Origin of the sequence: Brevundimonas sp. G8, from assembly GCF_902506205.1 — a bacterium.
GTDB lineage: Bacteria > Pseudomonadota > Alphaproteobacteria > Caulobacterales > Caulobacteraceae > Brevundimonas.
Genome location: NZ_LR732816.1, coordinates 2,900,380 through 2,926,494, shown reverse-complemented (window position 1 = coordinate 2,926,494; position 26,115 = coordinate 2,900,380). Strand labels below are relative to the sequence as shown.

Below are 26,115 nucleotides of genomic sequence, written 5' to 3'. Positions count from 1 at the left end.
TTTCCCAATAGCTTGAACCTCTTGGATTTCGCGCAGCGCGGCTTAAATGCCGATGCCCTCTGCTGAACGGAATCCACCCATGGCCGACTACGACTACGACCTCTTCGTCATCGGCGCCGGTTCGGGCGGGGTGCGGGCGGCGCGGCTGACGGCGCTGGACGGCAAGAAGGTCGCGGTCGCGGAGGAGTATCGGGTCGGCGGCACCTGCGTCATCCGCGGCTGCGTGCCCAAGAAGTTCATGGTCATGGCCTCCGAGGTCAGCCACGCGCTCGAGATCGCCGAGGGCTACGGCTGGTCCTTCGACAACGCCAAGTTCGACTGGCCCACCTTCCTAGAGGCCAAGGACGTCGAGATCGCACGCCTGTCGGGTATCTATGCCGCCAACCTGGGCAAGGCGGGCGTCGAACTGGTCCACGGCCGCGCGGTCCTGAAGGATGCCCACACCGTCGAGATCGTCGGCAAGAACCGCACCATCACCGCCGAGAAGATCCTGATCGCCACCGGCGGCCGTCCCTGGAAGCCGGAAGACATGCCCGGCATAGAACACGCCATCACTTCCGAAGAAGCCTTCCACCTGCCCGAACTGCCCAAGCGCATCCTGATCGCGGGCGGCGGCTATATCGCGGTGGAGTTCGCAGGCATTTTCGCCGGCCTCGGCGTCGAGACCACCCTGATCTATCGCGGCCCCAACATACTGCGCGGCTTCGACGACGACGTGCGCGCGCACCTGGCCGGCGAGATCGAGAAGCGCGGCATCAAAGTCGTCCTTGGCTGCCAGCACGAGAAGATCGAAAAGACCGCCACCGGTCTGGTCAACCACCTGGAAAACGGCATGAAGCTGGAAGCCGACGTGGTCATGTTCGCGACCGGCCGCATTCCGCACGTCAAGGATTTGGGCCTGGAAGCCGCTGGCGTCGAGATGAACGACGAAGGTGCGATCAAGGTCGATCCGTACTCGAAGACCACGGCCGACAACATCTGGGCCATCGGCGACGTGACCGACCGGATGAACCTGACGCCCGTCGCCATCCGCGAGGCGGTCGCCTTCCACCAGACGGTCTATCGCGACAATCCCCAGCACTTCGACTACGAGGCCGTCGCCACTGCCGTCTTCAGCCAGCCGCCCGTCGGCGTCGTGGGCCTCAGCGAGGCCGAGGCGCGCCGGTCATGCTCCAAGGGGGTGGACGTCTACGTCACCCGTTTCCGTCCGATGAAATACGCCTTCACCGGCTCGGACGAGCGGGTGCTGATGAAGCTGGTGGTCGACGCCGACAGCCAGCGCGTCGTCGGCGTCCACATCGTCGGCCCGGACAGCCCTGAGATGATCCAGCTGGCCGCCATCGCCGTGAAGGCCGGCCTGACCAAGGCCCAGTGGGACGCCACCTGCGCCGTCCACCCGACCATGGCCGAAGAACTGGTCACCCTGAAGGAGAAGCAGTCGAACGCCACTTCGGCCGGCTGAAACCCTTACGGCCGGGGCCGGTCGCGGAACCGTTCCAGCAGGTCCAGCCGCGCGCTGAACGGAACCGGCGTCACCGTCGGCCCCGCATTGCCGAAGTTCATCAGCCGGGTATCCCCTGCCCTGGCGCGCGGCCATTCGATCCGGCCGACGCCATTGGGATCGCCCGAGCGCGCGAAGGCGGTCCAGTAGCCGATCATGGCCTCCGACGCCTTGCGATCGCGATCCTCGACCGGATACGGCAGGGTGGTCAGCGTGCCGAACACATACGGCCGCTCGATCGCGTGAGTGGCGCCGCCGTGCGGCTCGGGGTTCTGCGGCGACGAGATGTCGAACCGATAGAGCCAGGCCTGATGACCGGCCTTGTTGTGCAGCCGCGCCAGCATCCGCGCCGGTTCCGAGAACACCAGGTCCGTGATGGCCAGCTTGTCGAACGCGTCCAGACCGCCATAGGCCTGGACCGCGTCGGCCCGCTCCAGCCAGGTCATATCGTCGTCGATCTGGCCATAGCCGTTGCGGTCCGTGGGCCGCATCCACCAGAACTCGGCGCTGTTCGTGCCGATGATCAGGGGAACCGGCGCCTGCCGCCCCGCTTTGAACGCCGTCTCGACCGTGGACGGCACGATCCGCCCGTCGATCAGGGTCAGGTCGCCGTTGGCGAACACCGGCGGCGGCGTCAGAAACATGTCGGCCGGTGCGGCGCGCAGATCGGCGGCGGTCCTCAGGCCCGCGCCGAATGACCAGACCTCGCCCCGCTCACGCGCCGAGGGGGCGCCGTGCGGCCCCTTCTTGTCCAGCGGGGTCTGCAACTCTCGTCCCAGGCCCGACTGCACCACGGCCCGGTCGAACAGGCCCCGTGCTGGCGGCGAGATCATCAGCCGCGTCACGATGGCGCCGCCCGCCGACTCGCCGAAGATCGTGACGTTCTCGGGATCGCCGCCGAAGTCCGCGATATTGGCGCGCACCCATTTCAGCGCCGCCGTCACATCCATCAGGCCATAGTTGCCCGCCGCCTCGCCTGCAGGCCGCTCGGCCGCCAGCGCCGGGTGGTCGAAGAATCCCAGCCGCCCCAGCCGATAGTTCAGCGTCACCACGACGACGCCGCGCTTGGCCAGGGTCGTGCCGTCATACAACGGAGCCGTCCCCGACCCGTTCACCAGCCCGCCGCCATGGATCCACACCATGACCGGCGCCGGCTGGCGCGTACCCACCGGCCGCCAGACGTTCAGGTTCAGGCAGTCCTCGCTCATGGGCAAGGGCCCGACGCCGGGATCGCCGCTGGGCGGCGCCTGGATGCACAGGGGGCCATAGGCGCTGGCATCCCTCTGTCCCTGCCAGGTCGGCGCGGCGCCCGGCGGCCGCCAGCGTCGCTCGGCCGTCGGCGGCGCGGCGTAGGGTATATTTTTGAACGCGGCCACGTCGGCATCGGCGCGTCCGATCAGGACGCCCTGCTGAATGCGGACGGTGGGCTGGTCAGCTGCGGGAGCCATCATGAGCGAGAGGGTGGCGAAGACGCCGGCGATTGTCATCCTCGCTGATTAGCAAATCCTGCGGTCAGGCCAATGACCTTGCGATCACAGTTCGCGACATCTCGCGGTAGAACCGATTTCAAGATCGTGCGTTATCGTCAAGCTGGACGGGGTAGGCGTTGAACGACACGACGAAATCAAACGACCTGACCGTCGATCTGGGCGCCGCCTTCGAGGCCTCGCCCAATCCCTATGTGCTGCTCACGCCTGATTTCCGCATTGTAGAGGTCAACCAAGCCTACAGGGACGTCACAGGCGCCAGGCGCAGCGAAGTGATGGGCCAGCCGCTGTTCGCCGCCTTTGATTCAGGCCCAGGATCCGAGGCGCCGGACAATGTGCGCCAAGTCCGCGCCTCGCTGGAAAAGGCACGCGACACTCGCCAACGCGATCACCTCGCCGTCGTGCGCTATTCTGTGCCCCAGACCCGGCCGGACGGCAGCGAGGTCTTTGTGGAAAGAATCTGGAGCGCTACCCACACCCCGATCCTGAACGACGCCGGCGAGGTAGTGCTGCTGCTCCAGCACACAACGGACGTCACCGACCTCTCCCCCGCAATTCAGCCGGACGAGCCGACCACCGCCCTCGACGCCATCGTCGGCGGTTCGGTCCTGCGCCGCGCTCAGTCGGTCCAAGAAGACAATCGCCGCCTTGAGACCGAGCGCAATCGCCTGGTCGAGATGTTCATGCAAGCGCCGGGCTTCGTCGCCATCCTGTCCGGCCCGGACCACCGGTTCCAGATGCACAATGACGCCTATGGTCAGTTGATCGGCCACCGCGACATCGCCGGCAAGCCCGTGCGTGAGGCCTTGCCGGAACTTGTGGGCCAAGGCTTCTACGAGTTTCTGGACGGCGTCTTCGTCACCGGCGAACCCTACGAAGGCCGCGAAAGCGTGGCCCAGTTGCAGCGCACGCCCGACGGCCCCTTGGAAACCGTCTATCTCAACTTCATCTATCAGCCGATCCGTGACGACGCAGGCGCGGTCGTCGGCATCTTCGTCCAGGGTCACGAGATCACCGAGAACGTTCTGGCGGCCCAGCGCCAGAAGCTGATGATCGACGAACTGAACCACCGGGTGAAAAACACCCTGGCCACGGTCCAGTCGATCGCCATCCAGACAGCCCGTTCCAACACCGATCCCGCAGGCTTCGCCGAGACCTTCCAGTCCCGGATCATGGCCCTGTCCCACACCCACAATCTGTTGACGCAGAGCCATTGGGAAGGCGCCGACCTGCGCGCCATCCTGGAGCACGAGACCGAGGCCTATGGCCACACCCGCATCAGTCTGAACGGTCCACCGGTATCGCTGGAACCCGCCATCGTGCTGTCGCTGGGTATGATATTCCACGAACTGGCCACCAACGCCGCCAAATACGGCGCGCTCCACACGCCGGAAGGCCGCATCCTGATCGACTGGTCTCTTGCCGATCAGAGAGCCCGCAAGCTCCAGCTCAGCTGGCGCGAAATGGGCGGACCGAAAGTTACGGCGCCGGACAGAAGAGGTTTCGGTAGCCGCTTGATTGAACGAAACATTCGCCATGATCTGGCGGGCGAGATCGATCTGGTCTACGCCCCCGATGGATTGATCGCGGAACTGACGGTTCCGCTCGACAGGACGGCCGCACAATGACCCAACCCCTGACCGGCCGCCGTGTCCTGATCGTCGAGGATGAATCCCTCGTCGCCATGCTCCTTGAGACGATCCTGGAAGACATGGAATGCATTCCGGTCGGTCCGGCGTCCAACATCGACGACGGCGAGACCCTGGCCCGCGACACAGCCGACCTTGACGCCGCCCTGCTGGACGTCAACGTCGCCGGCCGCCAGGTCTTCCCCGTCGCCGAAATCCTCAAGGCGCGCGGCGTGCCCTTCGTCTTTTCCACCGGCTACGGCGAAGGCGGCCTGCCCGAAGAATGGCGCGGCCAAGCCACCATCCAGAAGCCCTTCACCGAAGCCGCCATCCGCGACGCCCTGATGAAGGCCATGGGCGTCGCCCAGACCTGAGCCCTTAGCTCGGCATACGCCGCGGCGCGAACCAGCCGACGTCGGTGCGTTGAACAGAGCCCGCGACAGCCAGCACCGCCAGCGTATGGTCGATCATTCGGCGTGCCCGGGGCCGGCTGCCCTCAAACTCGGCGACCAAGGCTGCAGGCGGCATCGGCACACCAGCCTTGCGCAAGATGGACAGCAAGCTTGAGGCAAGAGCGCCTGGTTCCTCCGGCAGGAACATCTTCTCGCGCGACGTCGGCAGACTGGGTTGAACAGGTTTCACCCCGCCGCCCTGCCTGACCTTTCCAGCTTGGTAGCCTGCGCGCAGGAACCGGATATCGCCCCGCGTCTCCTGCTCTGCACGCGCCTGATTCAGGACGATGAGGCGATCAACGATCTGGCCGTCCGTCAGGTCGTCGGGCCAGCCGTAGGCGTGGGCGACTAGGCCATCGAGCCGTTGGTGCAGGTGGTCAAGCACGCCCACGCATCCGGTCTCATGTACGACTCGTTCCGCCTCCGTCAGTAGATCGCCGCCCATCCGCGCCCTGGCGTTGTACAATCCAGTCATGGTCAAGGCGGCGTGGCGCCCCAGAACATCGGACCGCAGCCTATCCAGTTCCTCGGCCCGCACGCCGATCTCGGCCGCCAAGTCGCCCTTCAGATCGGGGAACGGAAATGCGTCGAAACAGGCCCCCTTCACATAGACGGCCTCGCGCTCGTATTCGCCAATCCTCCCTGCGTTGGCGGCGAACCACGCCCGATGTTGCCTTGAGGACAGCACGCCCAGCACGGCGGGATCATCGCTGGCGATCACCACCAGCTTGTTGTCCGGCAGGGTCAAAGCATCCACGAAGCGGAACCAGCGATGTTTGGCCGTCTCGACGGTGACAATGTAGCGGTCCAGCCCCTCCAGCGCGGCCCTGAGATCGCGACGCGGCTCTCCGAATATCCACCAGTTGTCGCGATAGGCGGCCCTGTTGTTGCGGTCCCGATCCGGCTTCACCGTCTCCAGCAGATGCTGATACAATAGCGGATGGCGACGCCGCGCTTCGCCTTCATCCCAACCGAAGAAGTCTATGACCTGAACGCCCCGCGGTCGGTCCGCCAAATCTCTTCCATTCCGATAGTCTCGAACCGGGGATGGCGCCTGCCGATCCGATCCCGACAACAGCGCCTTCGCCCTCGCCGGCGAGACCTGAAAGCCCGCCCCCATCAACTGCACGCCGCGATAGGCCAGCACCGCATTGGCCTTCAACGCCCCGACCCGCGTCAGCCGGCTGTCCAGCATCAGATCGGCGCCGATGTCGCCATGCCTCTCCTCGAACGTCAGCGCCTGCGCATCACGGACCTTCAGCCAACGCCCCTGCCCGTCCGGTTCGCCCCTCTCTACGACGGACATGGCGATACGCACGTCCGCACATCCCACACCCCTGACCCAAGGATGATCCGGGATCGCAAAGACCAGCCGGATCGGTGGTCCATCATCCAAGTGATGCTCCAGCACCCGACGCGAGAAGGTCTGGGTGATCGAATTGGTCGTGATGAAGCCGAAGCGTCGCAGGGTCGATCCGGGCTGGGTCAAGATTTCAGCCGCCCGGTCCCACCAGGCGGTGACGAAATCTGCAGACAGAAACCGGCCGTTCCTGATGGTCGCCAGGGCATCAACATAGCCGTCGCCAAGTTCCCGCCTCAGATCCTTGCCGCCAATAAAGGGCGGATTACCGACGATAAAATGGACAGAAGGCCAAGGCTTCGAACGCGGATCGACGTAACGGAGGGTCTCCCGGTCTGTCTCTCGCTCGAACAACAGCCGTCCTCTGTGGTCTCCATCCGGAGCGCGGCGGTGAACGGCGCCGTCGCGAACGATTTCGATGCGCGCACACTCGAGCAGCGCGTCAGCCCGCTTTATCGTGCGAAAGTCCTTCAGGATCGGCTCGCTGGGCATGGCGTCGCCGGACACGCGAAAATGCCACTGGAGATGGCCGATCCACATGACCATCTCAGCGATCCAGGCGGCGTTGGCGTTCTTCTCCAGCCCATAAAACTGCTCTGGACTGACCACATGGCCTTCTAGGGCCAGAAGGCCCTGGTGCTCGCCCATTTCACCCAAGGTGCTGACGATCTCCTCTTCCAATTCCTTCATCATTCGCATGGCGACATAGAGGAAGTTGCCAGTGCCGCAGGCGGGATCCAGCACCCGCACCTTGCACAGTTGTTCGTGGAAGCCACGGATCAGACGACGCGCTCCCAAGGGATCACCGTTCAAATACAGGCCGATGGCCTGGGCTTCGACCGCCTCCCAATCTGCGCGCAACGGCTCCATGATCGTCGGCTCGATCAGGCGCTCGACAAAGGCGCGCGGCGTGTAGTGGGCGCCCAGTTCAGCGCGTTCCGCTGGATCAAGCGCCTGCTCCAGCAGGGCGCCGAAGATCGCCGGTTCGACATTGGCCCAATCGCATCGTGCCGCCGCAGTTAGCGCCGACAACTCATCCTCGGTGATCGGAATGGGGTCCACGCGGTGGTAGAGTCCGCCATTGAACCGCCGGATACGTTCCTGCGTCGCCAGGCAGTGGCCGCCTTCATCCATTGTCCTGAAAAATATCCGCGCGCCATCGTGAAACCGGTCAGCCTTGGAGCGATAGCTTTCCAGCAGCCTCAGGAATCCTCGGTCATCGATTAGTCTGACGCTGTCGGCGAACATGGCGAAGATGCATTGCATGACGAACAGCGCCGTCTTTTCAGCCTGAGCCGAAGCGTCCACTCGGTCCAGCCCGACCTGCCGCCGGTTGTTGATGGATCTCACCAGCCAGGCCAGACGTGACGCGATGGCCGTGGTCACCTCGGCCGCCCTGGCGGCCGGGTCCAGCGACATGGGCTCGGTCCAGACCCGGCGCAGGCGATCCCTCACCTCGGGCGAGCGAAGCTGATCCAGCGTGATCCGATAACCTGCGCGATCGGGGAACGGCGCGTAGATCTTGCCCTGACGCGCGAAGTCGGACCAAAGCTCGATCGATCGCCCGACGTCCACGATCACCAGAAACGGCGGCCATTCATCCAGCGCCTTGGCGTAGTTCTCGGCCTGGCGCTTGGCTGTACGCATCAGCCGATCCAGGGCCTCTTGCGACGGCGCACGTGATTTGGCCACGGAGCGCGTAAACAGCGCCAGTTGAACGACCGGATCGAACGGCCCGCCCTCGCGCCTCTTCTGCGACTGTTTCGCCTCCAGCACGAAACAATCGCGCTTGGCGCAGTCGATGTAGCCAGACTGGCTGGACCCGTCGTCATGCCGAAACCGAACCGGCCTTTCGAAGCAGTAGTCCAGGTCGCCGGTCCGTTCATCATCCCGAGCCGGCGCTCCGATCAGGCGGCACAATTGGATGATGAAGGTCTGGTAGTGCGCCCTTTCGCTGATCGGAACGCTCGACCAGTGGGCGATGAAGGCCTCGACATCGTCTGATTGTTTGCCCTGCATGGGAACAATCTAAGGTTATTCTGTCTCAGAACGCAATCTATAGGCGTATACCTTCCCAATAACTCGCCGCGCATAAAGGCTTGCCCAGCCAGTAACAAAGCTCCGCCGGTCGAGTGATGTCCCAGATTGCAAGGTCCGCCGCCTTGCCCGTTTCGATTGTGCCGATCTCGTCCAGCATCCCCAGCGCTCGCGCCGCCTCTCGCGTCGCGCCAGCCAGAGCCTCTTCCGGCGTCAGGCGAAACTGGACGCAGGCGAGGTTCAGGGCGGCGGTCATGGAGGCCACGGGCGAGGTTCCGGGGTTGCAGTCGGTGGCGACGGCCATGCGTACGCCGTGGCGGCGTAGCAGATCGACGGGCGGCGCCTGGGTCTCGCGCAGCATCAGATAGGCGCCCGGCAGAAGGACGGAGACGACGCCAGCGGCGGCCATGGCGACGACGCCCTCTTCGGTCGCGTGTTCGATGTGGTCGGCGGACAGGGCCTGATAGCGCGCCGCCAGGGCCGCGCCGCCGCCGTTCGACAACTGGTCGGCGTGCAGCTTGACCGGAAGGCCCAGCGCGCGCGCCTTGTCGAACAGGCGCGACACCTCGTCAGTCGAAAAGGCGATGGGCTCGCAATAGGCGTCGACCGCATCGACCAGGCCTTCGGCATGGGCGGCAGGCAGGATGTCGTCGATGGCCAGATCGACATATGCGGCGCGGTCGTCGCGATATTCGGGCGGCACGGCATGCAGGCCAAGATAGCTGGTGCGGACACGCACCCCGCCTTCGCGTCCGATCCGGCGAGCGACACGCAGCATCTTCAGCTCCGTCTCGCGATCCAGCCCATAGCCGGACTTGATCTCGACGGTCGTGACGCCAGTATCTTTCAGCCCCGCCAACTGCGTCATGGCCGAGGCGAATAGCTCATCTTCCGACGCCGCCCGCGTGGCCTTGACCGACGAGACGATGCCGCCGCCGGCGCGCGCGATCTCTTCGTAGGTCGCCCCGCCCAGCCGCTGTTCGAACTCGGCCGACCGGTCGCCGCCGAACACAAGGTGCGTATGGCAGTCGATCAGGCCTGGCGTGACCCAGCGCCCGTCCAGCCGCTCGGTTTCGGCCGCATCCAAGGACGGCAGATCAGCGCGAGGCCCCACCCAGGCGATGCGGCCATCGGAGACGACCACGGCCGCATCCTGGATGGCGCCATAGGGGACAGTCCCCTCGACCATGGTGGCGACGTGGCAATCGATCAGCAGACGGTCGGCCTTCATCGGCGCGGCTCCTTGGCCAGAACGGGTGAGTGGGCTGACGAGAAACGCGCCACCAGATCGTAGCGCTCGCCGGGGAAGGTCTGCCAGACCCGCGTTACCCCCTGCCCGTCCCGCCACGTCCGCCGCTCGACGCACAGGCAGGCGGCGCCGGGCTTGAGTTGCAACAGGCGCGAGGCGCGGGCGTCGGCCGCGACGGCCGAGATGCGGTTCTCCGCCTCAGTCCAGGGTGCGGAGTCCAGCAGCCAGCTTCCCGGCGGAACCGTCTGAAAATCCACGTCTATGGCTTGGGGCGCAGCCCCCAGTGCAATCAACCGATGCTCCAGCGCCAGCGGTGCGCCGTCGGCGCTGTGCAGACAGGTCAGGTCCAGCAGACGGCCGCTCGACGCCAGTTCGATCTCGTCCGTGCCCTCCGGCTCGCGCTCGATCCGTACCAGCAGGACATAGCCGTAAACCTGTCCTCGCTCGATCACCTCGGCCCTAAGGTCGGGAATGGCGAGAACGGCGGCATGCGCTTTAGGCTGGGCGACGAAGGTGCCAGCGCGGCGACGGCGCGTGACCAGCCCCCGCCCCGCCAGTTCGGAAATGGCTTTGGACACCGTCATGCGCGAACAGCCGTAGCGGTCGGTCAGCTCATGCTCGAACGGAATCCGATCGCCGGGCGACAGGTCGCCGGACAGGATCCGCCCCTCCAGATCGGCGTAGATGCGGCGATGCAGGCTCACCCCAGCACCGTCGCCAGCGCCTGGCGATAGCGCGCCTCGATAACGTCCCGCGCGATATGGCGGCCGTTCTTCACGACCTCGCGCCCCGCACGCCAGACCGACGAAATCGAGCCCGTCGGCGCGCCGAAGATCCAGCTGTCGAGCAACGCATCGCCCGACCGTCCGGCGAAGGCCAGCCCCCTCGTATCCAACGACACGATGTCCGCCGGCGCCCCGACGCTCAGAGCCGACGCAGCGCCCGTCGCCTGGGCGCCGCCCGCCAATGCGCGCTCGAACAAGGCTCGGCCCGTCGAGCGTTGAGGGTCCGCCATGACCGAGCGTCCGCGCAGCGCCAGACGCTGACTGTATTCCAGCATCCGCAACTCTTCGGCGACGCCGATCTGGACATTGGAATCCGTGCCCACGCCGAACCGTCCCCCTGCGCGGGTGAACTCGGCGGCTGGGAAGACGCCGTCGCCCAGGTTGGCCTCGGTTATGGGGCACAGGCCGACGACTGCGCCGCGTTCAACCACGCCGCGCCATTCGGTCTGGGTCACATGGGTCGAGTGGATCAGGCACCAGCGCGGATCGACCGGCGCATTGGCCAGCAGCCATTCGACCGGCCTCGCCCCCGACCAGGCTAGGCAGTCCGCCACCTCCTTGGTCTGTTCGGCGACATGGATATGGATCGGTCCGTCGCCCGCCAGCGCGGGCATAGCGGCCAGTTCGTCCGGGCTGACGGCGCGCAGGCTGTGCGGGGCCACGCCGACCACGGCGTCAGGCAGCTCGGCGGTCAGGGCGCGGCATCGCGCGACCAGATCGGCGAAACCGTCCAGATCGTTGATGAAGCGTCGCTGTCCATGCGACGGCGGCTGCCCGCCGAACCCGGCATGGGCGTAGAAGACCGGCAGCATCGTTAGGGCGATCCCCGTCGCCTTCGCCGCCGCCACGATACGTGCGGCGATCTCGGCCCGATCGGCATAGGCGGCGCCCGATGGGTCGTTATGCAGATAGTGGAACTCGGCGGCGCGGGTGAAGCCGCCTTCCAGCATTTCCATGAAGGCCAGGGCGGTGATGGCCTCGATCTCTTCTGGCCCGCCTCGGTCGAGGAAGCGGTACATCAGTTCGCGCCATGTCCAGAAGTCGTCGTCTGACGGCCCCCGCGCCTCGGTCAGACCGGCCATGGCCCGCTGAAAGGCATGGCTGTGGACATTGGCGACACCTGGCAGGGCGACGTCCCCGCCCTGATCTGCCGCTGTTCGCGCAACGCCCGCTTCGAGACTGACGATCCGCCCATCCGCCACGCCGATCCGGACACCCTGCGCCCAGCCGTCCGGCAACAGGGCCGCCTCGAACCAGAGGGTGCGATCCACAGGCTGCGGCTGAAGGGTCACTGGACAGGTCCGTGTCGTTGCGATCAATATGTCTAGACATACCACGATGGATCGATTTGGCGAGGGAGGCTGAACGGATGCAGGACTGGCTGACCGTGCATGAGGGTTCGGCGCCCTTGGTGATTGGCCTGCCGCACACGGGGACCGACATTCCGGCCGCCATCGAGGCGCGGATGACCTCGCCTTGGCTGGCCCGCAAGGACGCGGACTGGTGGGTGGATCGGCTGTACGACTTCGCCATCGACATGGGCGCGACCTTGGTACGCACCGGCGTGTCCCGCAGCGTCATCGACGTGAACCGCGATCCGTCGGGCGTCTCCCTCTATCCCGGGATGACGACGACCGGCCTGTGCCCGACCGAGACCTTCGACGGCGAGCCGCTGTATCGGGCGGGCCAGGAGCCCGATGCGGCCGAGATCGCCGAGCGACGCGCGACATGGTTCGATCCCTATCATGCCGCCCTGCAATCCCAGTTGGACCGGCTGCGCAGCTACGGCCCGGTCGTCCTCTACGACGCCCATTCCATCCGGTCCGTCGTGCCGCGCCTGTTCGAGGGCGAACTGCCTCAGTTCAACATCGGCGACAACGACGGCGTGACCTGCGCCGGAGACCTGACCCAGGCCGTGGAGGCCGCCTGCGCCGTCAGTGGCGCCAGCCTGGTCGTCAACGGCCGCTTCAAGGGCGGCTGGACCACGCGCCACTATGGCCGGCCCGAGACCGGCGTCCACGCCATCCAGATGGAACTGGCGGACCGGGGCTACATCCTCGATCCATCAGGCCCCGTGTCGCCGGACAACTGGCCTAGCGCCTACGAACCCGAACGCGCCGAGCCGATGCGGAGGCATCTGCACCGCGTCCTGACCGCCTGCATCGACTTCGCGGAGAGCCAAAGATGAACACGCCCAACGCCCGGATCGTTCGCAGCCCGCGCGGGCCGGACAAGACCGCCAAGACGTGGGCGGCCGAAGCCGCCATGCGCATGCTGATGAACAACCTCGACCCAGAAGTGGCCGAGCGGCCTCAGGACCTGGTCGTCTATGGCGGCATCGGCAAGGCGGCGCGTGACTGGGTGGCGTTCGACAAGATCGTTGAAACCTTGCAAGCGCTTGAGGCCGACGAGACCCTGCTGGTTCAGTCGGGCAAGCCTGTCGGCGTCTTCCGCACCCACGCCGACGCTCCGCGCGTCCTGATCGCCAACTCCAACCTGGTGCCCAAATGGGCGACCTGGGAGCATTTCAACGAACTCGATCGCAAGGGCCTGATGATGTACGGCCAGATGACGGCCGGGTCGTGGATCTACATCGGCACCCAAGGCATCGTCCAAGGCACCTATGAGACCTTCATGGAGGCCGGCCGCCAGCACTATGGCGGCGACTGGTCGGGCAAATGGATCCTGACGGCGGGCCTGGGCGGCATGGGCGGCGCCCAGACGCTCGCGGCGACCATGGCCGGCGCCTCCTGCCTCGCCATCGAATGCCAGCGCAGCCGGATCGAGATGCGGCTGAAGACCCGCTACCTCGACGTCATGGCCGAGACGCTGAACGAGGCGCTGGCTCTGATCGAAGACGCCGGGCGAACAGAAAACCCTATATCTGTCGGCCTGTTGGGCAATGCTGCGGATGTGTTACCTGAGATGGTCAGACGCGGCGTCCTTCCCGACCTGGTCACCGACCAGACCAGCGCCCACGATCTGATCAATGGCTATCTGCCCTCCGGCTGGACCGTCGCCGAATGGGAAGACAAACGCGTCAGCGATCCTGACAGCGTCGCCGCCGCCGCGCGCACCTCCATCGTCGAACACGTCAAGGCGATGCTGGCCTTCCAGGCGATGGGCGTGCCGACGACCGACTATGGCAACAACATCCGCCAGGTCGCATTCGACGCGGGCGTGACCAACGCCTTCGATTTTCCCGGCTTCGTGCCCGCCTATATCCGTCCGCTGTTCTGCCGCGGGGTCGGACCTTTCCGCTGGGCCGCCCTGACCGGCGATCCAGATGATATCCGAAAGACCGACGCGGCCATAAAGCGGCTGTTCCCCGACAACGCAGGCCTGCACCGCTGGCTAGATATGGCGAGCGAGCGCATTGCATTCCAGGGACTTCCGGCCCGTATCTGCTGGATCGGATTGGGTGATCGCCACCGCGCAGGACTGATGTTCAACGAGATGGTGGCCTCGGGCGAACTGTCGGGGCCTATAGTCATCGGCCGCGATCATCTGGACAGCGGATCGGTCGCCAGCCCAAACCGCGAGACCGAGGCCATGATGGACGGCTCGGACGCGGTGTCAGACTGGCCCCTGTTGAACGCCCTGCTGAACACGGCCTCGGGCGCAAGCTGGGTGTCGCTGCACCACGGCGGTGGGGTCGGAATGGGCTATTCCCAGCATTCGGGCGTCGTCATCGTCGCCGACGGCACGCCGGAGGCCGCCAGACGGCTGGAGCGGGTGCTGTGGAACGACCCGGCCACCGGCGTCATGCGCCACGCAGACGCCGGATACGACATCGCCAAAGCCGCCGCTCGTGAGCACGAACTGAACCTTCCCAGCCTTGCCTGATCCAGTGTTTCAGGGCTGATCAACAGCACGCCCCCGCCTTCGAGGAAAGCCGCATGGAATTCGCCGCCGTCGCCCTGCCTCTGGCCCTGGGGATCATCATGTTCGGCCTCGGGCTGGATCTGACGCCCGCCGACTTCGTGCGCGTGGCCAAACAGCCCAGGGCTGCCGCCGTCGCCCTGGGCTGTCAGTTGCTGGTGCTGCCGGCCATCTGTTTCGCCCTGGTGCTTCTGTTCCGCCTGCCGCCGATCCTGGCGGTCGGAATGTTGCTGCTGGCGGCCTCGCCCGGCGGCACGACGGCCAACCTATACAGCCACCTGTTTCGAGGCGACGTGGCTTTGAACATCTCGCTGACGGCGATCAATTCGGTGATCGCCGTCGTGACTTTGCCGGTCATCACCAACCTGGCCATCGCCTGGTTCCAGCCCGGCGACCTCAGCGTTGGCCTGCAGTTCCGCAAGACGCTGGAGGTGTTCCTGATCGTTCTCGTGCCGGTGGCGCTGGGCATGACCGTGCGGGCGCTGAAGCCGGGCTTCGCCAGCGCGATGGACAAGCCCGTCCGTATCGCCTCGGTGGCGATCCTTGTCCTGGTGATCGTGGGAGCGGCGGCCAGCAGCTTTGATCTGCTGGCGGCCAACGTCCTGCTGCTCGGCGGGATCGCCATCGCCTTCTGTGTCCTCAGCCTGACGGTCGGCTACGTGGTTCCGCGCCTGCTGAAGATCGAGAAAAGCCAAGCGGTGGCCAGCGCCTTCGAGGTCGGCATCCACAACGCCACCCTCGCCATCGTCATTGCCCAGGGCGTGTTGCAGCAGCCGGAAATGTCGCTGCCGGCGGCGGTCTATGGGGTGCTGATGTTCCCGATCGCGGCGCTGTTCGGCCTGTGGATCTCACGGCGGCCCGGCTGAGCCGCAGACAGAAAAAGAAGCAGACATGACCCTCACCCTCGGCCAATCCCCCCTCACCCTCGCCCAGTTGCGCGCGGTCCTCGACGGCCCTGTCACGGTCGAACTAGCGCCGACCGCCTGGACCGACGTGGACCGGGGCGCGGCCGTGATCGCCGACATCGTGGCCCAGGGCCGCACCGTCTATGGCGTCAATACCGGCTTTGGCCTGCTGGCCAATACCTCCATCGCGCCGGGTGATCTGGAGACGCTGCAGCGCAATCTGGTGCTCAGCCATGCCTGCGGCGTCGGGCCGCTGCTGCCCGACGCGGTGACGCGCCTGTTGATGGTGCTGAAGATCGCTAGCCTGTCGCGCGGCGCGTCGGGCATCCGTCGAGAGACGCTGGAGGCGCTGATCGCTCTCGTCAACGCAGACGTCCTGCCCTGCATCCCGTCCAAGGGATCGGTCGGCGCCTCGGGCGACCTGGCCCCGCTGGCCCATATGTCCTGCGTCCTGATCGGCGTGGGCGAGGCGCGGCTGAACGGCGAGACGCTGGAGGCCGAAGCGGCCCTGGCCAAGATCGGCCTGACGCCCCTGACGCTCGGCCCCAAGGAAGGCCTGGCTTTGTTGAACGGCACGCAGTGTTCGACGGCGCTGGCGCTGGCGGGTCTATTCGCGGCCGAGGCGGTCTTCGCCGCCGGGATCGCGGCCGGGGCCTTGTCGGTCGATGCGCTGAAAGGTTCCGACGCCCCGTTCGATCCGCGCATCCATGCCCTGCGTGGCCAACCGGGTCAGATCGCCGTCGCCGGCCGCCTTCGCGACCTGATGATCGGCTCAGCCATCCGCGACAGCCACCGCGACGACTGCGCCAAGGTGCAGGACCCCTATTCTCTGCGCTGCCAACCCCAAGTCATGGGCGCAATTCTGGATGTGCTGAACACTGCCGCCGCCACACTGGAGCGCGAGGCCAACGCCGTGACCGACAATCCTCTGGTCTTCATCGAAGACGGCGACGTCATCTCGGGTGGCAACTTCCATGCCGAACCCGTTGCTTTTGCAGCCGATCAGGTCGCCATGGCCCTGTGCGAGATCGGCAATATCTCGGAACGCCGCACATCGATCCTGGTCGACCCGAAGATGAGCGAACTGCCGGCCTTCCTGGTCAAGGAAAGCGGCCTGAACTCGGGCTTCATGATCGCTCAGGTGACCGCCGCCGCGCTGATCGCCGAGAACCGGATGGTCGCCCATCCTTGCAGCGTGGACACGGTGCCCACCAGCGCCAATCAGGAAGACCACGTCTCCATGGCCACCCACGGCGCGCGCCGCCTGCTGGACATGGCCGAGAACGCGGCGACGGTCGTCGGCATCGAACTTCTGGCGGCGGCGCAGGGTCTGGAATTCCATCGCCCGCTGACCAGCTCCCCCGCCCTGGAACAGGTTTTCGCCATCGTGCGAGAGGCAGCCGCCCCCTATACCAGCGACCACTATTTCGCACCCGACATCGCTCGCGCGACAGACGGCGTGCGCGCCGGTCGCTATCGGGCCTTCGCCGCGGACCTTCTGCCCTCGGCCTGACGGCTTAGCCGCCGAGAATACCCAGGTGCTCCAGCAGGATCGTCGTGCCCAAGCCGATCAGGGCGACGCCGCCGATGATCTCCGCGGTCTTGCCGAAACGGGTTCCCACAGCCTTGCCGATCAGCATGCCGATGGTCGTCAGGACGAAGGTGGTGAAGCCGATTGAGGCGGCGATCACCCAGATGTTCACGCCGATGAAGGCCAGACCCACGCCGACGGCCGCCGCGTCGATGCTGGTGCCGACGGCGGTGGCGATGAGGGCCCAAGGGCCGGACCGGCGCGGCGCAGCGTCGTCTTGCGCATCGCGCGGCTTGGCGCCTTCCCAGATCATCTTGCCGCCGACGATCAGCAGAAGCGTGAACGCGATCCAGTGGTCCACCTTCTCGACCAGGCCTGCGGCAATAATGCCCAGTCCCCAGCCGATCAGAGGCGTGATCGCCTCGATGACGCCGAAGACCAGACCGGCCTTGATGGCGTCCTTGACGGCCGGTCGATGCGAGGCCCCGCGTCCGACGGCGGCCGCAAAGGCGTCCGTGGACATGCTGAGGGACAGGATGGCGATTGTTCCTGGGGTCATGGACTGCACTCGACCGGACGCAAGACAGCGGTTCCACTCCGGCCGGTGCGGCGGTGGAACGCGCTGGTCTCGCTAGGCGGTGATGGTCCGCTGATCGCGCCACGCGTCGAAACGCGAGTATGTTGACACGATCCCGACGCTGAAGCCGGAAGCTACTCCCCAACAGGAGGCGGTCCTCTACACACGGCGCCAATGGATTGGCAACCGCGCAGATCAATCGAAGGGATGCAGCGGCGCCCGTCTCAGGGCCGCCAGATTGGCGGAGTTGGTGCAGAAACAGACGGTTCTCAGTTGTCGGATGACCAGTTGAAAGTGATCCACGACGGCATCAGTCGAGATGGTCGCCGCCGCCAGCACCCCCGCCGCCTGCCCCGCCACGTCGGCACCGAGACGAATCGCCTTGGCGACGTCCAGCCCGTTGCGAACACCGCCCGATCCGATGATGGCGGCCTCCGGGCAGGCGCGCCTGACGTCCACCAGCGCATGGGCCGTGGGCGTGCCCCAGTCGGAGAAGACGGCGGCATGGGCCTTTTCCGCCGGATCGACGGCGCGCTCGCCCTCGACCAGTCCCCAGTTGGAGCCGCCGGCGCCTGCGACGTCCACGGCGGCCACGCCCATGTCCACCAGCCGCCGCGCCGTGCGTCCAGACAGGCCCGCGCCGGTCTCCTTGACGACGACCGGAACCTCCAGCTTAAGGACCAGAGCCTCCAGCGCCGCCCCGACGCCCCACCAGTCGCGGTCGCCCTCAGGCTGACACGCCTCCTGCAACGGGTTGAGGTGAACGACCAGGGCGTCGGCGTCGATCATCTCGACCGCCCGCCGAGCCTCGTCCAGGCCGAAGCCGCGCGTCAGCTGGGCGGCCCCGATGTTGGACAGGATGAAGGTGTCAGGCGCCCGACGACGCAGCGTCCGGTCCAGGCCGCCTGCCGCTCCACCCTCGACCGCGGCGCGCTGGGAGCCAACTGCCAAGGCGATGCCCAGATGCTGGGCCGCCTCGGCCAGGCGCGCATTGATCGCCTCGGCCCGCGTCGGGCCGCCGGTCATGGCGCTGATCAGCAACGGCGACTTCAGCCGCCGCCCCAGGAAGTCGGCGCCGAGATCGATCTTGTCGTGATCGAGGTCGGGCAAGGCCTCATGGACGAAATGCACCCGGTCGAAGCCGGCGTCGCGCGCATGCCGCCCGCGACCGGCCAGCACCACGTCCAGGTGCTGGTCCTTGCGGTTCGGCGGAGCGGTGTCGGTCACCGCCCTATTTCGGCGCTACGACGACGACAGGCGCCTCATTGTGGGCGGCGGTCGAAGCGCCAGCCGGCTGGCGCTCGACCGTCAGGGCATAGGCGCCGGTCTGGTTGGGCCCATAGGCGCGGGCGCGCACCAGATACCAGCCGTCGTCCGGCGCGGTCCAATCCAGCTTTGCGTGGGCGTCCGACAGACCATCGTCGTCGGTGGCCAGGCTGGTGAAGTCGCCGTCGTCATCAAGCCGGCCCAGGTCGATGAACGAATCGAAAGCGTTCGAGACCATAGTGATCCGCAGCTTTTCGTCCTTCTTGGCCTGGAACCGATAGGCGTCGAAATAGGCGCCTTCGTCGCTCAGAGCCGCACTGTTGGACAGGGTTCCGCGCACGGTCCCGCCAACTAGAAGACTGCCCGGCTTGGGTTCAGGCCCGCGATCCAGCAGTTCGAGTGAATACAGCCCCTTGCCGTCCGCGCTCAGCGGCGAGGCCCGCACCACATAATCGCCGGCCGACGGCAGTGTGAAGTTCAGGCGCGAATCCGTGCCTTCCGCCAGGCCGTCGTCGTCGCTGGCCAGAGCCTCGAAAGTATCGCCAGCCTCGCCGATCTCCAGATAGGCGTCGAAATCGCCCGAGCGCAGGATCGCCTGGACGCGCTGTCCCTCCGTCCCGGTGAAGACATAGGCGTCATAGCGTTTGCCGTCGTCGCCTTGGGGGTCCTCGTCCGTGATCTCGCCCTCGACCTTCTCTCCGAAAGTCGCCGCCGTAGGCGGAGGCGGCGGAGCGGTTTCGGTCAGCTTCAGCGTATAGTCGCCTTCGGCCTCGTCGCTGAAGCCGCGCGCCTCGATGATATAGTCGCCATCGGCGTCCAGGGTGCGGGCGATACGGGAATCGGTGCCCGATCCGGCCCCGTCGTCATCCTCGGCCAGCATGGAATCGTCCGACGCGCGACGCAGGGTCAGATAGGCGTCGAAGTCGCTGGACTTCATCTCGATGGCGACGCGCTGGCCGTTCGTGCCGGTGAAGCGATAGGTCTCGGCGCGCTGGCCGTTGTCGTTGGTGGCGCTGTCCGAACCTAGCTCGCCCTTGATCTCGTCGCCCACGGCGATCGGCTTGGACGGCGGGGCGGGCGGAGCCTCGGCCAGACCCACCTCATACCGACCCAGGCCGTCTTCCAGCGAGGTTGCGCGGATGATGTATTCGCCGGCCGTCGGCGCCGTAAAGGTCAGGCGCGAGTTCAGCCCGCCGCCAGGCGCATCGTCGTTGGAGCTGATCTCGACGAAATCGGGACCATTCATCCGCCCGACTCGCACCAGAGGATCGAAGGCGCTGGACTCCAGGGTCACGACGAACCGGTCCCCGGCGTTGGCCCGGAAGGCGTAGGCGTCATAGCGGCCGCCGTCCTCCTGCTCGGGATCGCGAGCGGTCAGTTCGCCGCTCTGGGTCGCGCCCAGGCGAATGCCGCTGGGTCGCGGCGCACGCGGGGCGGCCGCCCGTTCCTGCAACGACAGGCGATAGTCGCCGCCGTCCAGCCCGCTCAGCGTCCTGGCCCGCAGGACATAGGCGCCGGCCCGCTCGGGCGTGAAGCGCAGCCGGGCATCCGTGCCTTCTTCCAGCCCGTCGTCGTCGGTCGCCAGCGGCTCACCCTCGGCGCCTTCCGCATAGACCGCCAGAAACGCATCGAAGGCGTCGGACCTCAGAATGGCCTCCAGACGCTGGCCCGCCCGCGCGTCGAACCGATAGTCGTCATAACGATATTCGTCGTCCGCCGCCTTGCCGTCTGCATCCGTCAGGGCGCCGTTGACCGTCGCGCCGATCCGCAAGGGCTGGGCGTCCTGGGCCAAAGCCGGCGCGGCGGCCCACAGAAGGGCGACGGTGCTGACAGCGGCGGCAAGAGACGGACGATTCATGAATTCCTCCAGTAGTGGACGGGGATCATAGACGCCGAACCGTGACGGCTGTAAATCGCCGCCATCCTGATTTCCCGCCAGACGGAGCTGCCATGTCGGCCCAATCCACGCCTGCGACCCTGATCGACGGCAAGGCCTTTTCGGTCGCCCTGGTGGAGCGCGTCGGCGCGGCCGTCGCCCGACTGGAGGCGGCACACGGCGTCAAACCTGGCCTGGCCGTCGTCATCGTCGGTGAAGATCCCGCCAGCCAGATCTATGTGCGCAACAAGGGCGAGACGACCCTGCGCGCCGGGATGCGGTCCGACACCCACCGCTTGGCCGATACGACCAGCCAGGACGAACTGCTGGCCCTGATCGCCCAGTTGAATGCAGACCCGGGCATCCACGGCATCCTGGTGCAACTTCCCCTGCCCGCCCACATCGACGCCTCGGTCGTGCTGGACGCCATTTCCCCGGACAAGGATGTGGATGGCTTCCACGTCGTCAACGCCGGTCGTCTGGCCGTCGGCCTGCCGGGCCTGGTCCCCTGCACCCCGCTGGGCTGTCTGATGCTGCTCAAGGATCAGTTGGGCGACCTGTCGGGTCTGAACGCCGTGATCGTCGGCCGCTCCAACATCGTCGGCAAGCCGATGGCCCAGCTTCTGCTCGGCGAAAGCTGCACCGTCACCGTCGCCCATTCCCGCACACGCGACCTGCCCGAGGTGTGCCGCCGCGCCGACATCCTGGTCGCCGCCGTCGGTCGTCCCGAGATGATCAAGGGCGACTGGATCAAGCCGGGCGCGACCGTCATCGACGTGGGCATCAACCGCGTCCCCTCCGCCGATCCGGTTAAGGCGGCCGAGGGCAAGACCCGCGTCGTCGGCGATGTCGCATTCAAGGAGGCGGTCGAGGTCGCGGGTCGCATCACCCCGGTTCCGGGCGGCGTCGGCCCCATGACCATCGGCTGTCTGCTGGCCAACACCTATTCGGCGGCCTGCCGCATCAACAATATCGAACCGGAGCCATTGGACGCTTGATGCATTTATTGGGCCGGTGAATAGTCCCACTCCACGGCGCTATCGCCGACTGGGAGATGTCATGGTCCGCTTCAACGCTCGCGCCGTCGCTCTGACCGGCGCTCTGATGATCGTCCCCGCCGTCGCGGGCTGCGGCTACAACACCATTCCGACCAAGCAGGAACGCGCCGAGGCGGCTTGGGCGGACGTGCAGAGCCAGTATCAGCGCCGCGCAGACCTGGTTCCCAATCTGGTCGCCACCGTTCAGGGCGCCGCGATACAGGAACGCACCACCCTGACGGACGTGATCAACGCCCGCGCCCGCGCCACCTCGGTCAACGTCTCGGCCGAAGACCTGAACAACCCGCAGGCCTTCCAGCAGTATCAGGAGGCTCAGGGCCAACTGTCCGGCGCCCTGTCGCGCCTGCTGGTCACGGTCGAAGCCTATCCCCAGCTTCAGGCTAACCAGAACTTCCTGACCTTGCAGTCGCAGCTGGAAGGCACCGAGAACCGCATCGCCATCTCGCGCCGCGACTACAACGAGGCTGTCCGCGACTACAACACCACGCTGCGCACCTTCCCGCAGGTGATCTGGGCCAAGACCATGCATGGCGGATCGCAGCCGATGCAGTTGTTCACCGCCGCCGCCGCCGCCCAGTCGGCGCCCCAGGTCAACTTCAACCTGAACGCCCCGCCCGCCAACGCCTCGGCGCCCGGCGGCGGTGCACCGGCTGTGGTGCCGGGCGCGACCCCGCCCGCCCAGTGACAGGCCTTCAAGTGGCGGCGCGGCGTCAACCGGGCCTCGCCGTCCTCCTTTTGGGCCTGATCGCTGCGCTGCTTTTCGTCCAGCCGTCCGCAGCCCAAACCAAAATCGACTTCCCGCCCCTGACCGGCAGAGTGGTCGATCAGGCCAATTTGCTCGATCCCGCGACCGAACAGGCTCTGACGGAAAAGCTGGCGGCGCTGGAGGCCAGCAGCACCGACCAGCTTGTCGTCGTGACCGTCAACAGCCTTCACGAGCAGGAGATCGAGGATTACGGCTATCAGCTGGGTCGCACCTGGGGCATCGGCCAGAAGGAAAACGACAACGGCGCCCTGCTGATCGTCGCGCCGAACGAACGCAAGGTCCGCGTCGAGGTCGGATATGGGCTCGAGCCGATTCTGACCGACGCCTTCTCGTCCCAAGTCATTCGCGACGATATCTTGCCGTCGTTCCGCGACGGCGATTACCAGGCGGGCGTGGTCAGGGGCGTGGACGCCCTGATCGCGCAGCTGTCGCTCGATCCCGCAGAGGCTCAGGCGCGCGCCCAGGCGGCTGCGGCTCAACAACAGGAGACCAAGGGCGAGGCCATCGTCCCGATCGTCATCATCGCGGCCATCTTCCTGTTCATGTTCCTGATCGCCATGCGATCCGGGCGCGGGCGGCGCAGCAACGTCGGATCCGTGCTGCTGTGGGCCGCTTCCGAAGCGCTGCGAAGCTCGGGGCGTGGCGGCGGCGGTTGGGGCGGTGGCGGCGGCTTTGGCGGCGGCGGGGGTGGATTCGGCGGCGGAGGCGGCAGTTTTGGCGGCGGCGGCGCCTCGGGGGGATGGTGATGCAGATCACGGACAGCGACCGCGCCCGGATCGCCGAGGCCATCTCGGCGGCCGAGCAACAGACGTCGGGCGAAATTTTCTGCGTCGTGTCGCGACGCGTGTCCGCCTATGTCGATGTCAGCCTGGCCTGGGCGGCGGCGATGGCGCTTCTTGCGCCCATTGTCTTCATTCCGTTCGTGCTGGATTTCCGCTGGCCCGGCGATGGGTGGGAAGCTGCGCATGAGGCCGCACAGGCAGCGACCACCGGCCAGGCCCTGGCCCTCTACGCCCTGTCGCAAGCGCTGGTGTTCGTCGGCGTCTTTCTGCTGACCCGCATACCCGCCGTTCGCCGCCTGGCGACGCCCGCCGCGATCCGACGCGGCCGCGTCCGAGAGGCCGCCTTGCAGCAGTTCCTCGCGCACGGCGTCCATGTCACCGAGAAACGCACCGGCGTCCTGATCTTTGCGGCCCTGGACGAACAGCAGGTCGAACTGATCGCGGACGAAGGCATCTACGCCAAGGTGGACGAGGACGCCTGGGCCCAGGCCGTCGCCGTCCTGACCCGCGAACTGCGCGCCGACCGTCCGGTTGAGGGATTCGCGGCGGCCATCGACCTGTGCGGACAGGTGTTGGCCCGACACTTCCCGCCGCGCCCCGACAATCCCAACGAACTGCCTGATCACCTGATCCTGCTCTGATCGTCGTATCGGGGTCGCAATCGCGCGCCAGAAGGCCTAGCCCACGGTCAACGCTCATATAGCCGCAAACCCATGCCTCGCCTTCTCACCTATAATGTCCACCGCTGCGTCGGCACCGATCGTCGACTGGACGTCGGCCGGATCGTCGCCGTCATCGGCGAATACGAGCCGGACATCGTCTGTCTCCAGGAACTGGACGTAGGGCGCGCCCGCACTGGTGGGGTAGATCAGGCCCAGGCCATCGCCACGGGCCTAGCCATGACTTCGCGTTTCCATCCAGCGATGCGGGTCGAGACCGAACAGTACGGCGACGCCATCCTGACGCCGCATCCCGAACGGCTGATCCGCGCCGGCGCCCTGCCCACCGTGTCCGGCATTCCGGGCCTGGAGCCACGCGGCGCCATCTGGTCCGAGATCGAGATCGACGGTACCGCAATCAACGTCCTGAACACCCACCTGGGCTTGGTGCCGCGCGAGCAGCGACTTCAGGCGGCGGCCCTGGCCGGCGCCGGCTGGGTCGGCGGCTGCACGGGTCCGACCCTGCTGGCGGGCGATTTCAACGCCACCTCCATCACCCGCCCCTATCAGACCCTATGCCGAAGCCTTCAGGACTGTCAGCGTCAGCTGGGCCTGAAGCCCAGCGTCAAGACCTTCCCCTCGGCCTTCCCCGCCATCCGCATCGACCACTGTTTCGTCAGCTCAGAGATCCGCATCCGTGCGGTGCGGTCGGCCTTCTCGCCCCTGGCGCGAGTGGCCTCGGACCATCTGCCGCTGATCATCGACTTCGAGGTGGTTCAACCTGGCGCTTGACCGCCCTCGGACGCGGGACGGGTGCGTTGAGACCTGTTCAGCCGCTTCCACGGCCGCCAGGCGTCGGTCGAGGAGGTGGGGTCGCCCAACTGCCATTCCGCGAACATCCGCTGGATACGCGTCGGCGGGTTCGATCCCAACGGCTTCAGCCGATCCGTCTCGAAGCTGCAGATCGCCTGGCCGACCGAGCCGAACACCCCCTCGACCGCCGCATAATCTTGGGTCGCAACGCCCAGCCAGTGGGCGATGGTGCGATGGCGATGGGCGGTGATCACGGCCCGCCCGGCCTCATCCGTCGGCTCGGCGGCGATGTCGCACTCGGTGTCCAAGCCCATCGATCGATTATTCAGGTTCGTGGATCCGATCCTCAGCAGCCGGTCGTCGATGATCGTCACCTTGGCGTGCACGATGATCCGGTCGCCATGTTCGGTCAGGGGCGCGAAGGCGAAGAAGCGGTTATAGGTGTCTGCCTGCTCCAGCCGATACAGGACCTCGGCCCGCGCCGTGTCCATGGTCAGGCTGTCGAACCAGCTTGGGCTTTTCGCCGTCGATATGACGATCACCTGCGGCCCGTCCACCTCGGCCAGCCTTTCAGCCAGGGCCGCGGCGATAACGGGCGATGTGAAATACTGGTTCTCGAAATAGATCAGACGCTTGGCCCGGCGAATGGCCTCCAGGTGCAAGGCCTCGCTCTCGCGCACCTCGTGCCGGCCCGACCATTTGGGCTCGGTGCGGGCGATGCCGACGGGCACGTCGGTGATCTGCACGGGCACGCCGTCGGGCCAGGGGTCGCCCTCGACCTCGTCCGGGGTCGTCCGTTCCCACGTCGCCTTGAACCAGCGTTCGCGCGCCAGATCGCCCAGGGCTCGCGCCGCCGGGCCGTCCATCACGCTCATCACCTCGTGCCGGGCCTTGCAAATCAGACCGCTGGGCAGGGCGCGACGCGGGTCGCCGTCCAGATGCTCGTCGGAATCCCAACGGTCGGTAGAGATGTCACCCCCGCCGCAGAAGGCCACCTTATCGTCGATCACCACCACCTTCTGGTGATGGCAGGCGCCGATCGGTCCAGGCGAATCCAGCCGGAACTCCACCATCCGCTTGCGGAACCAGCGTTGCGCCCGGTGTGGATAAAAGCCCTGCGACGCCGCAATCAGCAGCGGCGATTTCCAGATCAGCAACCGCACGTCCAGGTCGGGCTTCTTCTTGACCATCATGCGCAACTGGCGACCGATCTCGGCTGATTTGTCGCCGGGCCGGGTTTCGGGATCCAGATGGGTGCGGGGATCGAACTGCCAGCCCAGCAGCACGATGGAGCGTTCCGCCTTCTGCAAAGCCGATGACAGGGCGTCGAAATAGGCCTCGTTCTCCATCAGCACGGAAAAGCGATTGGCGACCGCCACGGTCCACAGCCCCGGACCGGGCTCCAGCAAACTGCCTTCGTAACTGTCGCCGCTCTGCGTCATGCGACCCATCTGCCTGATTCGCGTGACACGGTGTCGGAGCGCCTCCTGCCTCCGTTCCA

The 26,115-nt window shown here is 66.5% G+C and carries 21 protein-coding genes and 1 riboswitch; of the genes, 12 read left to right on the top strand and 9 right to left on the bottom strand.

Translation table 11 applies throughout. From position 1 onward, the window contains the following. The first annotated feature begins 79 nt into the window (after nt 1–79). The gene (gene gor / locus CHRYSEO8AT_RS14095) at nt 80–1,462 is read left to right on the top strand and encodes a glutathione-disulfide reductase (protein ID WP_159851042.1); all 1,383 of its coding nucleotides are present in this window, start codon (nt 80–82) and stop codon (nt 1,460–1,462) included. 5 nt (nt 1,463–1,467) lie between these two features. Here gor and CHRYSEO8AT_RS14090 read toward each other — a convergent pair whose 3' ends face one another. Continuing rightward, the gene (locus CHRYSEO8AT_RS14090) at nt 1,468–2,988 is read right to left on the bottom strand and encodes a carboxylesterase/lipase family protein (RefSeq protein ID WP_159851040.1); all 1,521 of its coding nucleotides are present in this window, start codon (nt 2,986–2,988) and stop codon (nt 1,468–1,470) included. Nucleotides 2,989–3,107: 119 nt separating this feature from the next. Between CHRYSEO8AT_RS14090 and CHRYSEO8AT_RS14085 the strand changes: the two genes are divergently transcribed. Together CHRYSEO8AT_RS14085 and CHRYSEO8AT_RS14080 are read left to right on the top strand one after the other, a co-directional pair. After that, the gene (locus tag CHRYSEO8AT_RS14085; protein ID WP_159851038.1) at nt 3,108–4,616 is read left to right on the top strand and encodes a sensor histidine kinase; all 1,509 of its coding nucleotides are present in this window, start codon (nt 3,108–3,110) and stop codon (nt 4,614–4,616) included. Next, on the top strand, nt 4,613–4,990 hold the full coding sequence (locus tag CHRYSEO8AT_RS14080) for a response regulator (RefSeq protein ID WP_159851036.1): 378 nt from the start codon (nt 4,613–4,615) through the stop codon (nt 4,988–4,990). Before CHRYSEO8AT_RS14085 ends, CHRYSEO8AT_RS14080 begins: the two co-directional genes overlap by 4 nt. Nucleotides 4,991–4,994: 4 nt before the next feature. Here CHRYSEO8AT_RS14080 and CHRYSEO8AT_RS14075 read toward each other — a convergent pair whose 3' ends face one another. From CHRYSEO8AT_RS14075 to CHRYSEO8AT_RS14060, 4 genes are read right to left on the bottom strand one after another with little or no spacing between them, the layout of a single operon-like run. Beyond that, entirely contained in the window at nt 4,995–8,447 is a 3,453-nt protein-coding gene (locus tag CHRYSEO8AT_RS14075) for a DNA methyltransferase (RefSeq protein ID WP_159851034.1), read from the bottom strand. A 37-nt stretch (nt 8,448–8,484) separates the two neighbouring features. Then, complete coding sequence (hutI, locus tag CHRYSEO8AT_RS14070) at nt 8,485–9,696, bottom strand: imidazolonepropionase (protein WP_159851033.1); 1,212 nt, start codon at nt 9,694–9,696, stop codon at nt 8,485–8,487. Further along, on the bottom strand, nt 9,693–10,418 hold the full coding sequence (gene hutC / locus CHRYSEO8AT_RS14065) for a histidine utilization repressor (RefSeq protein WP_159851031.1): 726 nt from the start codon (nt 10,416–10,418) through the stop codon (nt 9,693–9,695). Before hutC ends, hutI begins: the two co-directional genes overlap by 4 nt. Beyond that, nucleotides 10,415–11,791 (bottom strand): formimidoylglutamate deiminase, encoded by a 1,377-nt coding sequence (locus CHRYSEO8AT_RS14060; protein WP_159851029.1) that lies wholly within the window; start codon nt 11,789–11,791, stop codon nt 10,415–10,417. Before CHRYSEO8AT_RS14060 ends, hutC begins: the two co-directional genes overlap by 4 nt. Before the next feature lie 77 nt (nt 11,792–11,868). Here CHRYSEO8AT_RS14060 and hutG point away from each other — a divergent pair, with 77 nt between their 5' ends. The 4 genes from hutG to hutH are packed head-to-tail and all read left to right on the top strand — an operon-like array spanning nt 11,869 to nt 16,799. Further along, nucleotides 11,869–12,687, top strand: a complete 819-nt coding sequence (gene hutG, locus CHRYSEO8AT_RS14055; RefSeq protein ID WP_159851027.1) for an N-formylglutamate deformylase — start codon at nt 11,869–11,871, stop codon at nt 12,685–12,687. Next, nucleotides 12,684–14,345: a urocanate hydratase gene (gene hutU, locus CHRYSEO8AT_RS14050; RefSeq protein ID WP_159851025.1), complete on the top strand. Its 1,662-nt coding sequence runs from the start codon at nt 12,684–12,686 to the stop codon at nt 14,343–14,345. The genes hutG and hutU overlap by 4 nt, the downstream gene beginning before the upstream one ends. After that, nucleotides 14,342–15,247 carry a bile acid:sodium symporter family protein gene (locus tag CHRYSEO8AT_RS14045; RefSeq protein WP_370514258.1) on the top strand — a complete coding sequence of 302 codons (906 nt, stop codon included), beginning with the start codon at nt 14,342–14,344 and terminating at the stop codon, nt 15,245–15,247. The genes hutU and CHRYSEO8AT_RS14045 overlap by 4 nt, the downstream gene beginning before the upstream one ends. A gap of 25 nt (nt 15,248–15,272) precedes the next feature. Then, on the top strand, nt 15,273–16,799 hold the full coding sequence (hutH, locus tag CHRYSEO8AT_RS14040; protein ID WP_159851021.1) for a histidine ammonia-lyase: 1,527 nt from the start codon (nt 15,273–15,275) through the stop codon (nt 16,797–16,799). Between the two features lie 4 nt (nt 16,800–16,803). Here hutH and CHRYSEO8AT_RS14035 read toward each other — a convergent pair whose 3' ends face one another. From CHRYSEO8AT_RS14035 to CHRYSEO8AT_RS14025, 3 genes are all read right to left on the bottom strand, one after another. Next, nucleotides 16,804–17,376: a manganese efflux pump MntP family protein gene (locus CHRYSEO8AT_RS14035; RefSeq protein WP_159851019.1), complete on the bottom strand. Its 573-nt coding sequence runs from the start codon at nt 17,374–17,376 to the stop codon at nt 16,804–16,806. A 26-nt stretch (nt 17,377–17,402) separates the two neighbouring features. After that, nucleotides 17,403–17,546, bottom strand: a riboswitch (yybP-ykoY riboswitch). A 43-nt stretch (nt 17,547–17,589) separates the two neighbouring features. After that, nucleotides 17,590–18,621 carry a type 2 isopentenyl-diphosphate Delta-isomerase gene (gene fni, locus CHRYSEO8AT_RS14030; protein WP_159851006.1) on the bottom strand — a complete coding sequence of 344 codons (1,032 nt, stop codon included), beginning with the start codon at nt 18,619–18,621 and terminating at the stop codon, nt 17,590–17,592. Between the two features lie 4 nt (nt 18,622–18,625). After that, nucleotides 18,626–20,518, bottom strand: a complete 1,893-nt coding sequence (locus tag CHRYSEO8AT_RS14025; protein WP_159851004.1) for a PPC domain-containing protein — start codon at nt 20,516–20,518, stop codon at nt 18,626–18,628. A gap of 92 nt (nt 20,519–20,610) precedes the next feature. On the opposite strand from CHRYSEO8AT_RS14025, the gene CHRYSEO8AT_RS14020 reads away from it, so the two are divergent. From CHRYSEO8AT_RS14020 to CHRYSEO8AT_RS14000, 5 genes are all read left to right on the top strand, one after another. Beyond that, on the top strand, nt 20,611–21,534 hold the full coding sequence (locus tag CHRYSEO8AT_RS14020) for a bifunctional methylenetetrahydrofolate dehydrogenase/methenyltetrahydrofolate cyclohydrolase (protein ID WP_159851002.1): 924 nt from the start codon (nt 20,611–20,613) through the stop codon (nt 21,532–21,534). 61 nt (nt 21,535–21,595) lie between these two features. Continuing rightward, nucleotides 21,596–22,279 carry a LemA family protein gene (locus tag CHRYSEO8AT_RS14015; RefSeq protein WP_159851000.1) on the top strand — a complete coding sequence of 228 codons (684 nt, stop codon included), beginning with the start codon at nt 21,596–21,598 and terminating at the stop codon, nt 22,277–22,279. Next, on the top strand, nt 22,276–23,106 hold the full coding sequence (locus CHRYSEO8AT_RS14010) for a YgcG family protein (protein ID WP_159850998.1): 831 nt from the start codon (nt 22,276–22,278) through the stop codon (nt 23,104–23,106). Before CHRYSEO8AT_RS14015 ends, CHRYSEO8AT_RS14010 begins: the two co-directional genes overlap by 4 nt. Then, nucleotides 23,106–23,783, top strand: a complete 678-nt coding sequence (locus CHRYSEO8AT_RS14005; RefSeq protein WP_236547549.1) for a TPM domain-containing protein — start codon at nt 23,106–23,108, stop codon at nt 23,781–23,783. The genes CHRYSEO8AT_RS14010 and CHRYSEO8AT_RS14005 overlap by 1 nt, the downstream gene beginning before the upstream one ends. A gap of 72 nt (nt 23,784–23,855) precedes the next feature. After that, nucleotides 23,856–24,593, top strand: a complete 738-nt coding sequence (locus CHRYSEO8AT_RS14000; protein ID WP_159850994.1) for an endonuclease/exonuclease/phosphatase family protein — start codon at nt 23,856–23,858, stop codon at nt 24,591–24,593. Here the strand turns inward: CHRYSEO8AT_RS14000 and CHRYSEO8AT_RS13995 are convergent. Then, the gene (locus CHRYSEO8AT_RS13995; protein ID WP_159850992.1) at nt 24,578–26,056 is read right to left on the bottom strand and encodes a phospholipase D-like domain-containing protein; all 1,479 of its coding nucleotides are present in this window, start codon (nt 26,054–26,056) and stop codon (nt 24,578–24,580) included. The genes CHRYSEO8AT_RS14000 and CHRYSEO8AT_RS13995 overlap by 16 nt on opposite strands. Nucleotides 26,057–26,115: the final 59 nt, after the last annotated feature.